Source organism: Bacillus sp. NPDC060175, assembly GCF_042728695.1.
In the GTDB taxonomy this organism is placed as follows: domain Bacteria; phylum Bacillota; class Bacilli; order Bacillales; family Bacillaceae_G; genus Bacillus_A.
Map to the genome: position 1 here is coordinate 42,228 of NZ_JBHWYR010000011.1, position 14,682 is coordinate 56,909.

Consider the following 14,682-nt stretch of genomic DNA (forward strand, 5'->3'; position numbering starts at 1 on the left):
AATTACAAAAAAAGAACTAGCATTTCGCTAGTTCTAACATATCATTTACCTTTTAAACATTCCACCAACATTTGGTCCTACATTTGGTCCTACATTCGGTCCAAACGGTGACACATTCGGTCCTGGTCCAAATGGGGATACATTCGGTCCTGGTCCAAATGGAGATATTTGATGCCCGTGGTGGTGGTGATGGCCATGACCACATGGTCCACACCCGCCGCCAAATCCACCAACAAATCCTGGATCACCAGGGTCTACAACATTTACGTTCGAGTTTGTTTGTGGGAAGAAGCTTTGATTTTGAATTTGCTGATGATGTACATGTGTTGTATGCGTTGGGAAAACGTGTGGCACCACCGTTGTTGAAAAAGAATGTGTTACGCATTGTTTTGTCGGATGAATGACAGGAGCAGTTGTACAAATAGGTCCTACAGGCTTATGCCCTCCAAAGCAAGGATGACAATGATGCATAGTTTTTTCTCTCCTCTCTCATTTAAAAAAATCTGACTACACTTTACAATATGAGAAAAGAGGTAAAGACGCTTGTTATATACACCCATTTATTTCATGGAAATTTGTCTAGTATCCAATTTCATACGTAATACCTATTATAGACAACCCCCTACTATTATTTACCAAAAAAGCCCCCGACTTGCTTAACAATTCCTGTTACTTGATTCATCGCGTTCATCATTTGTCCAGCTGTGTTCATCATTTTATTTACATCGTAGTTACCATCTGATGATTTAAATTGTGAAACAAAACTAGAAAACTGACTTGGTTGCTGTTGCTGTTGCTTTTGTTTATTCATCGTTGGATATGGTTGTTTTGGTGGATAAAACATAGCTTGTTGATTTACATATTGAGCTGGTGACATGTAGTTTTGTGAATTCATATACGCTTGCTGTGGTTGATTCGTATACATTTGCTGCGGCTGACTCATATGCGGTTGTTGCGGTTGATTCATATGTGGTTGTTGCGACTGATCCATGTACGGTTGCTGTGGTTGATTCGTATACGCTTGTTGCGACTGATTCATATGCGGTTGCTGCGGTTGATTCGTATACGCTTGTTGCGGTTGATTCCCAAACGACACTTCAAATGGTTGATAATAATTTTGGTTTCCATAATGAGGCTCGAAAGGATACATATTATATCGTAAATATGTATCCTCATTATATTGGTACATATTTTGCTGTGCATATGGATTTGCTTGCTGATATACATTAGGTTGTTGAAACATGCATTCTCTCCTCCTTCGCATAAGTTTCTACATATAGAATATGTACCTATAAAATAAAATGTGTGACGGAGTATCTGTCTTTTTTTGTCGGAAGTTTAAATTTTTAAAAAAATTAGAAAGTAAACCCTTCCATGCTATGATAATAAGGAAGAAGATTCTCATTGGGGAGGAATCAACATGGTATTAGGGGATTTAAAACAAGCGTTTTCTCAAAAAAAGGGGTATTACACAGAAAATTCGAATGAACTGTTAGACTTTGCGAGACATTGTTATCTTGAAGGAAAAGTATGCATATCAGATTACCGAACATTAATACGAGAGTTAGAAATAAACGGTGCAACAAAACCTACAACAGTGACAGAGGCATAAAAAAACAAGAGGGTTTTCCCTCTTGTTACTTACATTGATCTACGATATTTTGCAAAGTATACGAAATAGCCTGATGTGTTTCAAAGAAACGTTTACCTTTTCCCTTATTAACAAAACATTGTAGCACATTAGTTTGTAAATTATCATACACTTGATCAATTTGTTGTACATGTATATACTTAGGTCGTTCTTCCTTTATCCACCTATAAGCTAATTCTTTCCACATCTCTAACTCCGCATCTACAATATCAACAAATGGCTTCATATCCTTATAAAAATCATATTCAACCATTTCTCTTTTGTTCACATTCGCTTCATCATTATACTGCATTAACTTCTCCGAGGACTGGATTAATGCTTCATATCCCATTTTGTTCCCACCTTATTATGCACTCACTACGACGTTTTGAAATGTCTTTACCCAGCTCCCTTTTTCTTCGTGATGCACTAATTTATTTTCCATATGTTCTATATGCATTTCTGTTATTTCTATCTTATTGCATATTTTTTCACCTTTATCCTTTAATGCATGATTCATTCTAATCCCAATATTCATTTCCAGCAAATCGAGAGAACTTAACATTTGATCCATTTTTTTCATAACATCTTCCTTCTGAACCATCGCCATATTTAAAACGCCCCCTTCTTTGCCTTTCCTTTGTCATGTAATTTCGCCGATTGATTGATTACTCCTTCTCACATGACAAAACTAGTTGATATTCGTCAAAGAAATCATTTAGTATGCCATTTTTAGAAATGGTAACAATACAAAAAGGAGGTGTATTACGATGGCAAAAAATAAAAACGAAAAAAATAAAAAGCAAAACAAACAACAAAACAAACCTGAGACTGGTAATCCAAAGCTTGATGGTCCAAATTTCCCCGCTACATAAAGTGAAACTTTAATCAAAGTGGCTTTTACAAACAGCTATTTTCTAGTCTAACTTTACCTCTTCGCTTTCGATAAGTGTTGAAGCTAAAGTCGTACTGCCGGCAAATAGCGGATTAGAAAGTAATTTGTTGTAGAGCATATTACTTTTAATAAAGAAGCCCCGCCTTCATTTAGGAAGGCGGGACTTCTTTATTATATCATGAACTCATCTATTCTTTTAACAAAACTACTTAATATAGAAAGAGTATGTATTTGCTCCCTCTTCTTTCTATACCATTCTGTTATATTAATTTCCCCCTTAGGTTTTTCAAGTAAAAATAATGAATCTATTTCCAACCCTTCACTAAACCAATCTTTTTCAATTAATTTTTCATGAGTGACAATAGAATACACATCCCGAAGAGCCGGCGTACATGATTTTCTAATTCCCCTTATATTACATTCATAATCCATCCTTGATCCTGTATGCCTAGTTTGCACTGCAAATTTATAAAAAGAAGCCTTATACTTTAAATGAAATAATAACCAAGCTAATTGCTTCCCAAGTTCTATACGTTTTTGCAACGTTTCAAATTGATAAACTGAAAATCCATACATTTCCCCTTCCACCATTGGAAAAATAACTGCACTAACGTGAAATATTTCTTGAAATTTGAATAGTGCAGTATCAAATACATGTTTTTGAAAGTATGCATTCTCAATTACTGGTTTTTGAATTTTATTTTGTTCATTAATAATAAGTGCCGTCATAAGCCTATTTATATCTTTTTTCTCCCAAAACGCGACCCATTCTTTTTCCATAAAAATTGATATGTTGAAAAATTGTAACAAATGGAAGAGCGGCGCACATCTCTTTTTACTTTCCTCATACAGTAATAGTTGAGGAAATGCATCTAAGAAGATGAGCCAATTGGCTTTCTCATACAAATGAAATAATCGTCTCTTAACTGTTTGAGATAAAAGATTAGAATAATATTCTCCTTCTAAATCTGTCATGTTCCATCCCCCATTCCTTGAAACCATGCTTGCTAAAAAAGACCATCTAATTTCTCTATTTCTCAAATAATATTCTTGGTAAGATTGTGTACGTGAAATATTATCTACGTTAGCTACATCCGTGCTCTCCTTAATATTAAGAACTATAGCTTTTTCCTCTTCTGTACAAAAAATATCATTACGGGTCTGTTTAATTTTTTCGTAATCATTCCATCGAAACATGAGTAAGTCACCATACCTTTCTTGAAAAAGGTCACATCTTTTTTCATTTTTTGATATAATCACCTTTGTAAGTAAATCTTATCAAGTTGGGAGTGGACAAAATATGACCATTCGTTACCCAAATGGAAAAAGGTACGATCAAGCTTCACAACCTCATAAAACACCAATAAAAAAACATACTTACAGTAATAGAGGTATGTCCCTTGAAGAGGAATTGAATGACACCAATCAATATTACTTAACCCATAATATTGCATGCGTACATAAAAAACCTACACCTCTTCAAATTGTAAAAGTAGATTACCCCGCTCGAAGTGCTGCAGTGGTAAAAGAAGCGTATTTCAAACAACCTTCTACAACAGATTACAACGGTGTATACAAAGGGAAATACATCGATTTTGAAGCGAAAGAAACTAAAAATAAAACCAGTTTTCCACTTCAAAACTTCCACCTTCATCAAATTGAACATATGAAGCAAGTAGTCGCTCATAATGGAATTGCATTTGTTATTATTAAATTTACACTTTTTGATGAATTTTATTTATTAGATGCAAAACATATTATTGCATTTTGGAATCGTCAAAATACTGGTGGACGTAAATCGATTACAAAACAAGAAATAGAAGAGCATGGGTCTTTATTATCATGCGGTTATCACCCTCGAATTGATTATATCCGCGTACTAGACACGGTTTATTTTTCGTGATAGAGTCATCACTAAGGCTCTTTTTTCGACTTTTGGGGGAGAGAATGAAAGGTAGGAGAAAGTATAATGTCAGATAATTATCGTTCTCGTACAGAACGAAATCATGTAAAAAATCAAACGAAAGAAACAAATAATAAAGAAGAAAAACCAAAGAAAAAAGGTTCCTTTTTCAAGAGATTTCTTATAGGTTGTCTACTTCTTGGTATCGTCGGTCTCGTAGCTGGCGTTTCGGCCTTCTTTGTTATGGTAAAGGACGCTCCAAAACTAGACAAATCAAAGCTAGTCAATCCTTTATCAACAAAATTCCTTGATAAAAACGGGAATTTCTTCTATGAATACGGTGCTGAAAAACGAACCCATGTTACATACGATCAAATTCCAAAAGTAATTGAAAGTGCATTCCTTGCGACTGAGGATGCTCGTTTCTACGATCATAATGGAATTGATTTTAGACGTACTGGAATGGCAGTCATGGAAAATGTCACTGGTGGCTTTGGCTCACAAGGTGGTAGTACGATTACACAGCAAGTAGTTAAAAACTATTTTCTAACGATGGACAAAACTGCAAAAAGAAAAGTGCAGGAATGGTACTTATCTTATAAGTTAGAGCAACAGTACTCAAAACATGAAATTTTAGAAATGTACTTAAATAAGATTAACTTAGGTAATCGCTCTTATGGTATTTCCACAGCTGCCAAAAAATATTACGGCAAAGATTTAAAAGACATACAACTACACGAAGCCGCAATGCTCGCTGGTTTACCCCAAGGTCCTAACATTTATGATCCAACAAAACCAGATAACGTTGATAGAGCAACGAAACGTCGTAATATCGTATTAACATTAATGAACCGACACGGGTATATAACGAAACAAGAAATGAATGATGCAATGCAAATCCCTGTAACACAAGGACTTCTTCCCTCTTCAGAAGTAACTGAAATGAAATACCAAGCATTTTTAGATGCAGTTGTAAAAGAAGTTGAAAAAGAAATTCCTGATATAAATATCGGTTCGGACGGTTTAACGATCCAAACGACTCTTGATCTTGATGCTCAAGACTATGCTGATAAAATAATGGATGGGAATCTCATCAAGTATCCAAACGATCAATTCCAAGGATCATTCGTATTTATGGATACTCAGTCTGGAGAAGTTCGAGCAATCGGCGCTGGTCGTAAAGAAAGTAAATCTACTTTCAAAGGTCATAATATGGCAATCGATTTAAAACGCCAAGTAGGTTCAACAATGAAGCCAATTTTCGACTATGGTCCAGCAATAGAAAACCTACAATGGTCTACGTATCATCAATTAAACGACTCAGAGTATACGTATTCCAACGGTAAAAAAATACGAAATGCAACAAATAGTTATAAAGGTGACGTTTCACTTCGTGAAGCATTGAAAAAATCATTAAATATTCCTGCTTTAAAGACAGCTCAAGCAGTTGGCCTCAATAAGTCACAAGAATTTGCTCAAGGCTTAGGAATGACATTTAAAGAGGGCAAGGTATATGAATCTACTGCAATTGGTAGTAATGACAGCTCTCCATTAGAAGTAGCTGGTGCATATGCAGCATTCGGAAATGACGGTGTTTATAATAAACCTCACTTCGTAAAAGAAGTTATCTTCCCAGATGGGAAAAAGAAAAACTTTAAGCCGAAAGAACAACGTGCGATGCATGACTATACGGCCTACATGATTACTGATGTTCTTCGCGACGTAGTAAAACCTGGCTCTGGTGGTACAGGTCCGACAGCGTATGTTCCAGGAGTAGACGTAGCAGGTAAAACAGGAACACAAAACTTTGATGAATCTGTTATTAAAAAATACGGTATTCCAGCAGATGCCAACAGAGATAGTTGGTTCGCAGGATATACACCACAATATACAATGGCTGTATGGACTGGTTATGAAAAAGATAGCCCAGAAAATTACATTGGAGATCGTTCTACTAGAATTGCTCAGCAAATGTTCCAAACAATGATGAGCAAATTTGCTACGGATAAATCTCGTTTCGAGCGCCCTTCTTCTGTACAAGAATTAAATGGAGAACTGTACATTAAAGGCGCGAAAAAAGATGCAGTTAAAGAAATTAAAGTAGATTCGCCAAGCGGCCTTAATGTCGCTTTCGATGGCGCTAGCACAGTTACACTAAATTGGTCTGGACCATCAGAGGTTGATGCGTATGCTGCAAGCTATAAAGCTACTGACGGTAGTAGTGGTAGCTTATCAGTAAGCGGTACGACAGCTACTCTTGGAGGCATTAAACCAGGTGTTACTTACAGCTTCTCTGTAGTAGCGAAAAAAGGTACTGGAACAAGTCCAGCAGTCGGTGCATCCTTTACCGCTCCTGGAGGAACTCCAGACGCGAAAAAAGCTGAGGAAGAGGCTAAGAAAAAAGCTGAAGAAGAAGCTCAGAAAAAGGCTGCAGAAGATAAATTAAAACAAGACGAAGCTCAGAAAAAAGCTGAAGAAGATAAATTAAAACAAGACGAAGCTCAGAAAAAGGCTGCAGAAGATAAATTAAAACAAGACGAAGCTCAAAAGAAAGCTGCAGAAGAACAGCGTAAGCAGCAAGAAGAGGCTCAGAAAAAAGCTGAAGAAGAGGCTAGAAAAAAAGCTGAAGAAGAAGCTAAAAAGAAAGCTGAAGAAGAGCGTAAACAACAGGAACAACAGAATCACCAACAAGAACAACAGAATCACGGCGGAGATACTACTCCGCACGCAGATGGAAATGTTGTTACAACAGAATCATAATAAAAAGAAGTCCATTTCTCCTAATGAGAAATGGACTTCTTTTTTGTTATGATTTTCTTCGCATATAGCTTTTCTACTTCGATGTATAACTGTGCTAATTGAATATAAGAATGATAATGTCCTGGTTTCTTTATAACAAATGAATATCGTTCCATAAAATTAACAGGTTTCATTTCTAATTTATCTATATGTTTTTGTATCTCATTCAAACTATGAACAGGCTGCTCATTTAACCAATATATAACCGATAGAAAGTGCGCTGCAACAAGAATCATCGGACCCTCAGCTTCTTGTTTTTTTCTGTTCCGAAATAGTATAGCAATTTCTTCATGCTTGCTTTTCCATATATTTAACACCGCTGGAATACTTGTTTCAATTTCATTCCATGGCTCATATTGTCTTTCAATATCAAATATAAAGTAAGTATTTTGTATTATTTCTTCAAAAGATTGGTCTGTGTGATACGTAATCGAATTTGCACTCTCTTTAAAAAATGGTACACACCGAAACTCTTTCGGTATTTCTATAACTCGCTCCATCCTTTATTTCCCCTTCATTCGTTTCTTTCCTTCGCGACATATTTCTAGTAATCGACACCCTTCACATTGTGGTCGCTGCGCCTTACAGTAATAACGTCCAAAGAAAATCATACGGTGGTGTGTAACTCCCCACTCATCCATTGGAATTTTCTTCATCAATGTCTTTTCCACTTCTAACACAGAATCTTTCCATCTACAAATTGCTAACCGTTTACTCACTCTCTCTACATGCGTATCAACAGCAATCGCTGGAATCCCAAACGCTACCGAAACAACTACATTCGCTGTCTTTCTCCCTACTCCTGGTAATTTCGTCAGCTCATCACGGTCTTCTGGAACTTTCCCGTTATAATCATCTAGTAACATCCGGCACAATTTTTGAATATTTTTCGCCTTATTTCTAAACAATCCGATGGAACGTATATCTTGTTGTAATTCTTCTAAAGACACACTTAAATAATCTTCTGGTGTTTTATATTTTTGAAATAAGTTTTTCGTCACTTTATTCACAAGTGCATCTGTGCATTGTGCAGATAATGCCACTGCGATTACAAGTTCAAATGGATTATCATGAATTAATTCACAATGCGCTTCTGGATACATATCCGCCATTGTATCTAAACAATAACGAATTTGCGTTTTGTTCAACATATCTTTCCTCCTACACTACTGCTCCAACCAATTATAAAAAGGCACTTTCCCAGTAAATTTCGTCTCTTGTTTTGTCGTTTGTTGTGTGCGTTGTTGATTCGCTCTAAATTTCTGGCCTTGATTTTGCGCTTGATCTACCGTTTTAATTCCGTTCTTTTTCCACTCAAACAAAATACGATCAATATACCGGAAATTAAGTTTACCACTCATAACAGCTTCACGAAGAGCCGCTTGAATTAAATTCGGATGGTGTTGATCTTGATCTTCCCACATCCCTAATGTTTCACATTCAAATGGCGAAAGTGGTCTTCCGAATTCTTTTTCAAATACTGTATATAAATTTACTTGAATTTGTTTTTGTTCTTTTTGCTCTTCCTCTATAGATTCATTCATTAAAAAGTGCAATATTTTTTCCCACAGTGGTTGTAAAGAATAACTTTCACACATCATCGCTTCAGATCTTCGTCCACCTTCTAGTGCTAAAAAACCTTTTTGGATTAAAGTCTGAATCACTTCCATGCATTTCATTTCTGTTATCGTCATCCGTTCTGAAATCTCTGAAGGAGTCGGGAACGAATTACCTGATTCTAAAAATGTATGTACATGAAGTACTACCATAAATTCCGTCTCATTTAAACCTAGCTTTTTATAATGCATCATAAGCAATTTAGGAATCGCTATGCTTCCCTGTTCAAACCATTGTAACATCATTTTCTTTTTCATCACCAAACACCTCGCTTTCTAGTATAACACACCTTTAGCCATTTCTTTTTGCCACAATTCGTCAAAAAAACCTCCCTATATATAGGGAGGTTTTTTGCCATTTACTACAAGAAACAGACGATTAAGCCTGTACTTTACTTTTCATGAACGTATGAATTCGTTCTAATGCTTTCTCAACTTGCTCAAGAGATGTCGCATACGATAATCGAACATTATTTGGTGCACCAAATCCTGTACCTGGAACAAGAGCCACCTTTTCTTCTTCTAATAATGCTTTTGCCCACTCATCAACTGTATCATACCCAGCTAACGCTACGGCTTCTTTTACATTTGGGAATAAGTAAAAAGCACCTTGTGGCTTAATGCAAGTGAAACCAGGAATTTGAATTAATTTATCATAAATAATGTTCAATCTTTCTTCAAACGCTTGACGCATTGTTTCTACAGGTTCTTGTGAGCCTGCATACGCAGCAATTGCACCGTATTGAGCAATTGAAGTAGGGTTTGACGTACTATGACTCGCTAAGTTCGTCATCGCTTTAATAAGCTGCTTATTTCCTGCTGCATATCCAATACGCCAACCTGTCATAGAATGTGATTTAGATACACCATTAATAATAAGTGTTTGTTCTTTTAATACATTAGAAAGCTGGGCAATTGAAGTATATTCCGCGTCACCATAAATTAATTTTTCATAAATCTCATCTGAAACGATTAAGATATCATGCTCTAAACATACTTCTCCAAGCTGTTGTAATTCTTCTTTGCTGTAAATCATCCCTGTTGGATTGCTCGGTGAATTAATAATAACTGCTTTCGTTTTCTCTGTAATTGCCTCACGCAGCTGCTTTGCTGTAATTTTGTACTCATTGCCTTCTAGACCTTCTACATAAACTGGCTTACCACCAGCAAGCTTTACTTGCTCAGGATAACTTACCCAATAAGGAGTTGGGATGATAACTTCATCTCCTTCATCAAGTAACACTTGGAATAATGTATATAATGCATGCTTGGCACCATTACATACAATAATTTCAGATGGATCATACGCAATTCCTTGATCACGAGTAAACTTCTTCGCAATTTCTTGTTTTAACGCTTGCAATCCACCTGTTGGTGTATACTTCGTATGTCCTTCTAACATCGCTTTATGCGCAGCATCCATAATATGTTCTGGTGTATTAAAGTCAGGTTCTCCTGCCCCTAATGCAATTACATCATGACCTTCTGCTTTTAATGCTTGTGCCTTTGCTGTAATTTCTAAAGTTGAAGACGGTGTTAAAGCAGCTACTCGCTTTGCTAATTTCATTTGTAGTTCCCCCTACATCTATTTTTCAATGCTGTAGTGTCCAGCATATGCACCATTTTGAACTTCTAGATAATAATACGTATAACGATCTTCCTGATCAATATATGTAATTTCCCACAACGGAATATCGTTTTCAGCACCTAATTTTACTTTTACAATTTGTTTTGGCTTCGGCTTAGGTTCAGCACCTTCTCCAGTCGCCTGTTCAGCCAATTTTTGCAAAGCTTCTTTTTCAGAAATACCTTCACTCTTTTTCTTCACAAGGACATTTCCTTTTTTATCAGGCACCCAAACAATAATTTGTTCTCCTTTTTCATCTACACCTTGCACGACTGTATATGAAGATTTTCCGTTATAATAATCTACAGATTTCACATTTGTAAGCTTTGCTTTTTCTTTTGCAATTTCTACAGACTTTGACTCTTTGGGAATTTTCTTTTCCATCGCTTTATTATAAACATACGCCCCATATATTCCGCTAGCAACGATTACGATAATGATTGCAAAGATCCACTTTTTCATTGAATCACTACGTTCTGTAAATCGTAAATACAGCTATTTCTTTATCTTTTTCGTCTAATGCTAATCCGAACATGAGGTCCTGCTCTTTTAACGTACGATTCAAGCTATCAACAATTTTATACAAGTCAGACGAATATTTAATACGCGTCGTTGATAGGACTTCGATTTTATTATCCATGAAAAAACTCCTCCGTTACACAAAAATTTCTAATTATAGAAGAACGCAATACGGTTACAATAAGAGTACATTCTTTACAACCCCTGCTTCATCACCCATCTATTATAGCAGGACATGTACAGCAAAAAAAGGTTTCAAATCGAAAAGCAATATATTTTGTATACAAGAAGTAAGAAAAATAAAATTCCTCCTACCCACATTTTTTACGCCTGAAGTTTAAGTGTACTTCAGGCGTATTTTTCTTCCAATTTTATTTATTTGGTCGTTCCTTTAATTGCTCTAACAATTCTTCTAAAGGTCCTTCATAGAGCGGGACAGTTGGGATTGATTGTAAAAAACGTTTTCCATAGGAAGAACTTGTCAAACGGCGATCTAGAACAAATACCGTTCCCGTATCTGTATTTGTTCTAATAAGACGACCAAATCCTTGTTTGAAACGTAATATCGCTTGTGGGAGCGCTAACTTAGCGAATACGTCTTCTCCTTGATTTTTTAGCCACTCTCCTTTTGCTTCCATCATCGGCTGATTAGGAGGCGTAAAGGGCAGACGGACAATGACAAGGCAACTCAGAGCATCTCCAGGTATATCTATCCCTTCCCAAAAACTACTTGTTCCTAACAAAATCGATTTGTCGAACTCTTGAAATTTACGAATGAGGCGACTTCGGCTCTTATTATTCACACTTTGTGTTAATAATAAATATCCTTCTAATGCATCATCACTTTTCAAATTCGTATACGCTTCTTTCAACATTTCATACGAAGTAAATAAAACAAGCATTCTACCTTTTGTAGCTTTCGCTATTTTCGCAATATGTGCCGATACAGATTCAATATATTCCTCATTACTTGCTTGCTTAATAAAAGGCACATCAGTTGAAACCATTAATTTCATTTGTTCTTCAAAACGAAATGGTGATGGAACTTTTAATGTATTGGGCGCAAAATCATGCAAACCTAGCTCTTCTTTTATATAGTCGAATGAATCACTAACTGTTAACGTTGCTGATGTGAAAATAACACTCTTTTTTTCTGTTAAAAATTCATCAGCAAATCTTTCACTAATATGAACAGGCTGCGCATATAAAACTGTTGAATGAATCGTCCCCTTCGTTTCAGTCTCCATCCATGTCACGTATGAATTTTTTTCTAAAATGAGTAATTGTAAAGATTGTACCATCTTTCTCAACAACTCAATTAAGTGCATAAATTCACCTGTAACAACATGCATCTCCCATTCTAATTTACTTTGCAATATATCAACTTGCTTCTCAAGTGTAGTCACTAATTTTCTTACATCATATACAAAACGATTTGTTAACTCGGTAATGCTATCCCATAACTTACCTGTCTCTACTTCCGTGTTATATCGATAAATGAGCGGCATATTGCTCATCCCTTGTTCCTGCTTTGTTTGTTTAAATATGAAAGCACGTAACATTTGGAATAGTTCATCCGCATCAAATTTAAGTTCCTTCAAACTATGACTCACCATACGGAAAGTCGAACGAGAGGCTTGCTCTGATTTTTTCATCATTTTATATACTTTAGAAAGCACATCATCTGTTTCTAGCGTACCAAGACGAGATAAAGCTAATTGAAAATACATACATGAGAACTGTTCACCAAATGTTCTACTCGCCGCTTCTTCGATATGATGAGCTTCATCAAAAATAATATGTTCACATGAAGCAAACAGTGGTTCTTCACTTGAAAAATCTTGAAATAATAACGCATGATTTGTAATAACAATATCTGCAAACAATGCTTTATTCTTCGCTCGTTGATAAAAACAACGACTAAACCAGTTACTTTGCATCCCGCCTGGACTATATGCATCACTACAAATACGGTTCCAAAGTAACTTTCCGCCCTCAGGAATATTTAATTCATCACGATCGCCGGTTTCCGTTTGCAATAACCATACTAAAATTTTTGCCTTTGTGAGCGCCATATCATAATTTTTCTCTTCCTCTTGCAAAGCATATTCAAATTTATGTAGACAAAGATAATGCTTTCTTCCTTTCAGAAGAGCCACTTCAAATGAAAATGGCATTATTTTCTGTAATAATGGAATTTCTTTTTCTAGTATTTGTTGTTGCAATTGTACAGTCTGTGTACTTATAATGACAGGTTCTTCTTTTTTCTTTGCGAAATAAATACTTGGAAGTAAATATGCAAGCGTCTTCCCCGTACCTGTTCCTGCTTCAATCAGTGAAAACCTAGAATCTCTTAGCGCTGTATATATTTCCTTCATCATAATTTGTTGGCTTTCTCTTTTTTCAAACTTTGGCATATTCAATTCAAGTTTATCCATTGCTTTATGTAAGAAAGCATCAAATTTAGATGCGCATGTTTCACTGAGGCTTAAAGAATAATTCCGCTTTCGAAGCGCAATATTTCGATACACTTCATACTCCTCTGCCATTTCTTTACCATGCATCATTTTCTTTAAAATATTTTCAGAAAGTACATCAGCTATATCACTTTGGAAAACATCACTTAATTCATAAAGCGACTGTAATGTGACAAGTGGTAACTTTTCAATTTCACTTAAAAATTGTAAAAACAACTCCGCTGTTGCAAGAGCATCACTATCCGCACGATGTGGTTGATCGTGCTCTAGTTCATGTTGCTTAGCTAAATCACGTAATTTATAACTATCAGCTGTCGGCAAAAGAATTTGCGCCAATTCAACTGTATCAATTTTAGGACAATATACTTCTGTATATCCAGCCTGCCTTAATTCTTCATTTAAAAAATTCCAATCAAAGTGAACGTTATGTGCAACAAAAGCCGCACCTTGTAATAGCTCAACAATCATCGGGGCTACATCTCGAAATAACGGGGCTTGTTTTACAAGATCTGCATCAATCCCAGTTAATTCTGTAATAAATAGGGGAATCTCTCTCTTCGGATTAATAAAAGATGAAAAAATCTCTAATATCTCTCCATCTTCCACTACAACAGCTGCAATTTGGGTGATTTTATCCTTCCCATCCTTCCAGGAGTTCCCTGTCGTCTCTAAATCAACAACGACATAACGCTTACTCATATATGTAACACCTCAATTTCTTACCTATCAAACACAAAAATTATATAATGTTACTATACCACGTTTTACCTCATCTTAATGAAAAGATGCACAAAAAAGCTATCTCCTTAATTAGAGATAGCCTTCCTACTTATAATATCGTGCCAGCTTTTTCAGCACCTAACATTTCAATAATTTGATTATCATCGTCTAATACTGCAATTTTCGGCTCTTGTTTATGAATATTTTCTTCTGCCACTAAACCATAGCAAATAATAATAACTTTATCACCCGGTTGTACAAGCCTTGCAGCTGCACCATTTAAACACACAACACCGCTACCGCGCTCTCCTTTAATAACATATGTCTCTAAGCGAGCTCCATTGTTGTTATTTACAATTTGTACTTTTTCATTTTCTACAATATTTACCGCATCCATTAAATCTTCATCAATTGTAATACTACCTACATAATTTAAATTTGCTTCTGTAACAGTTGCGCGATGTAACTTCGCTCTCATCATTGTGCGAAACATAGA

The 14,682-nt window shown here is 35.8% G+C and carries 17 protein-coding genes; 4 read left to right on the top strand and 13 right to left on the bottom strand.

Annotated features, from left to right (window positions below):
* Window positions 1–45: 45 nt before the first annotated feature.
* Complete coding sequence (locus tag ACFWDE_RS08395) at window positions 46–471, bottom strand: CotD family spore coat protein (RefSeq protein WP_377891458.1); 426 nt, start codon at window positions 469–471, stop codon at window positions 46–48.
* 157 nt (window positions 472–628) lie between these two features.
* On the bottom strand, window positions 629–1,243 hold the full coding sequence (locus tag ACFWDE_RS08400) for a YppG family protein (protein ID WP_377891460.1): 615 nt from the start codon (window positions 1,241–1,243) through the stop codon (window positions 629–631).
* Between the two features lie 177 nt (window positions 1,244–1,420).
* Between ACFWDE_RS08400 and ACFWDE_RS08405 the strand changes: the two genes are divergently transcribed.
* On the top strand, window positions 1,421–1,612 hold the full coding sequence (locus ACFWDE_RS08405) for a YppF family protein (protein WP_002030817.1): 192 nt from the start codon (window positions 1,421–1,423) through the stop codon (window positions 1,610–1,612).
* Window positions 1,613–1,637: 25 nt separating this feature from the next.
* On the opposite strand, the gene ACFWDE_RS08410 is transcribed toward ACFWDE_RS08405, so the two are convergent.
* Both ACFWDE_RS08410 and ACFWDE_RS08415 read right to left on the bottom strand, forming a co-directional pair.
* On the bottom strand, window positions 1,638–1,982 hold the full coding sequence (locus ACFWDE_RS08410) for a YppE family protein (RefSeq protein ID WP_377891462.1): 345 nt from the start codon (window positions 1,980–1,982) through the stop codon (window positions 1,638–1,640).
* 15 nt (window positions 1,983–1,997) lie between these two features.
* Window positions 1,998–2,240, bottom strand: a complete 243-nt coding sequence (locus ACFWDE_RS08415; RefSeq protein ID WP_002117753.1) for a hypothetical protein — start codon at window positions 2,238–2,240, stop codon at window positions 1,998–2,000.
* Window positions 2,241–2,358: 118 nt separating this feature from the next.
* Between ACFWDE_RS08415 and ACFWDE_RS08420 the strand changes: the two genes are divergently transcribed.
* On the top strand, window positions 2,359–2,505 hold the full coding sequence (locus tag ACFWDE_RS08420; RefSeq protein ID WP_377891536.1) for a phage portal protein: 147 nt from the start codon (window positions 2,359–2,361) through the stop codon (window positions 2,503–2,505).
* A 191-nt stretch (window positions 2,506–2,696) separates the two neighbouring features.
* Here ACFWDE_RS08420 and ACFWDE_RS08425 read toward each other — a convergent pair whose 3' ends face one another.
* Complete coding sequence (locus ACFWDE_RS08425) at window positions 2,697–3,722, bottom strand: DUF2515 domain-containing protein (RefSeq protein WP_377891471.1); 1,026 nt, start codon at window positions 3,720–3,722, stop codon at window positions 2,697–2,699.
* 103 nt (window positions 3,723–3,825) lie between these two features.
* On the opposite strand from ACFWDE_RS08425, the gene recU reads away from it, so the two are divergent.
* Together recU and ACFWDE_RS08435 are read left to right on the top strand one after the other, a co-directional pair.
* Entirely contained in the window at window positions 3,826–4,428 is a 603-nt protein-coding gene (recU, locus tag ACFWDE_RS08430; protein WP_002030800.1) for a Holliday junction resolvase RecU, read from the top strand.
* A 66-nt stretch (window positions 4,429–4,494) separates the two neighbouring features.
* Window positions 4,495–7,188, top strand: coding sequence for a PBP1A family penicillin-binding protein (locus ACFWDE_RS08435; protein ID WP_377891476.1), 2,694 nt, complete (start codon window positions 4,495–4,497; stop codon window positions 7,186–7,188).
* Window positions 7,189–7,208: 20 nt separating this feature from the next.
* Here ACFWDE_RS08435 and ACFWDE_RS08440 read toward each other — a convergent pair whose 3' ends face one another.
* The 8 genes from ACFWDE_RS08440 to panD all read right to left on the bottom strand — a co-directional run bounded on the left by ACFWDE_RS08440 (window position 7,209) and on the right by panD (window position 14,679).
* Window positions 7,209–7,727, bottom strand: a complete 519-nt coding sequence (locus ACFWDE_RS08440) for a YpoC family protein (RefSeq protein ID WP_377891480.1) — start codon at window positions 7,725–7,727, stop codon at window positions 7,209–7,211.
* Window positions 7,728–7,730: 3 nt separating this feature from the next.
* Window positions 7,731–8,378 carry an endonuclease III gene (gene nth / locus ACFWDE_RS08445; RefSeq protein ID WP_377891482.1) on the bottom strand — a complete coding sequence of 216 codons (648 nt, stop codon included), beginning with the start codon at window positions 8,376–8,378 and terminating at the stop codon, window positions 7,731–7,733.
* Between the two features lie 15 nt (window positions 8,379–8,393).
* Window positions 8,394–9,101: a DNA replication protein DnaD gene (gene dnaD, locus ACFWDE_RS08450; protein WP_000728546.1), complete on the bottom strand. Its 708-nt coding sequence runs from the start codon at window positions 9,099–9,101 to the stop codon at window positions 8,394–8,396.
* Between the two features lie 121 nt (window positions 9,102–9,222).
* The gene (gene aspB / locus ACFWDE_RS08455; RefSeq protein WP_377891484.1) at window positions 9,223–10,410 is read right to left on the bottom strand and encodes an aspartate transaminase AspB; all 1,188 of its coding nucleotides are present in this window, start codon (window positions 10,408–10,410) and stop codon (window positions 9,223–9,225) included.
* Between the two features lie 18 nt (window positions 10,411–10,428).
* The gene (locus ACFWDE_RS08460; protein ID WP_078181044.1) at window positions 10,429–10,932 is read right to left on the bottom strand and encodes a cell wall elongation regulator TseB-like domain-containing protein; all 504 of its coding nucleotides are present in this window, start codon (window positions 10,930–10,932) and stop codon (window positions 10,429–10,431) included.
* 7 nt (window positions 10,933–10,939) lie between these two features.
* Window positions 10,940–11,110 carry a YpmA family protein gene (locus ACFWDE_RS08465; RefSeq protein ID WP_377891487.1) on the bottom strand — a complete coding sequence of 57 codons (171 nt, stop codon included), beginning with the start codon at window positions 11,108–11,110 and terminating at the stop codon, window positions 10,940–10,942.
* Window positions 11,111–11,360: 250 nt separating this feature from the next.
* Window positions 11,361–14,165: an ATP-dependent DNA helicase DinG gene (gene dinG / locus ACFWDE_RS08470; protein ID WP_377891489.1), complete on the bottom strand. Its 2,805-nt coding sequence runs from the start codon at window positions 14,163–14,165 to the stop codon at window positions 11,361–11,363.
* A gap of 130 nt (window positions 14,166–14,295) precedes the next feature.
* Window positions 14,296–14,679, bottom strand: coding sequence for an aspartate 1-decarboxylase (panD, locus tag ACFWDE_RS08475; RefSeq protein ID WP_000490176.1), 384 nt, complete (start codon window positions 14,677–14,679; stop codon window positions 14,296–14,298).
* Between the last annotated feature and the right edge of the window lie 3 nt (window positions 14,680–14,682).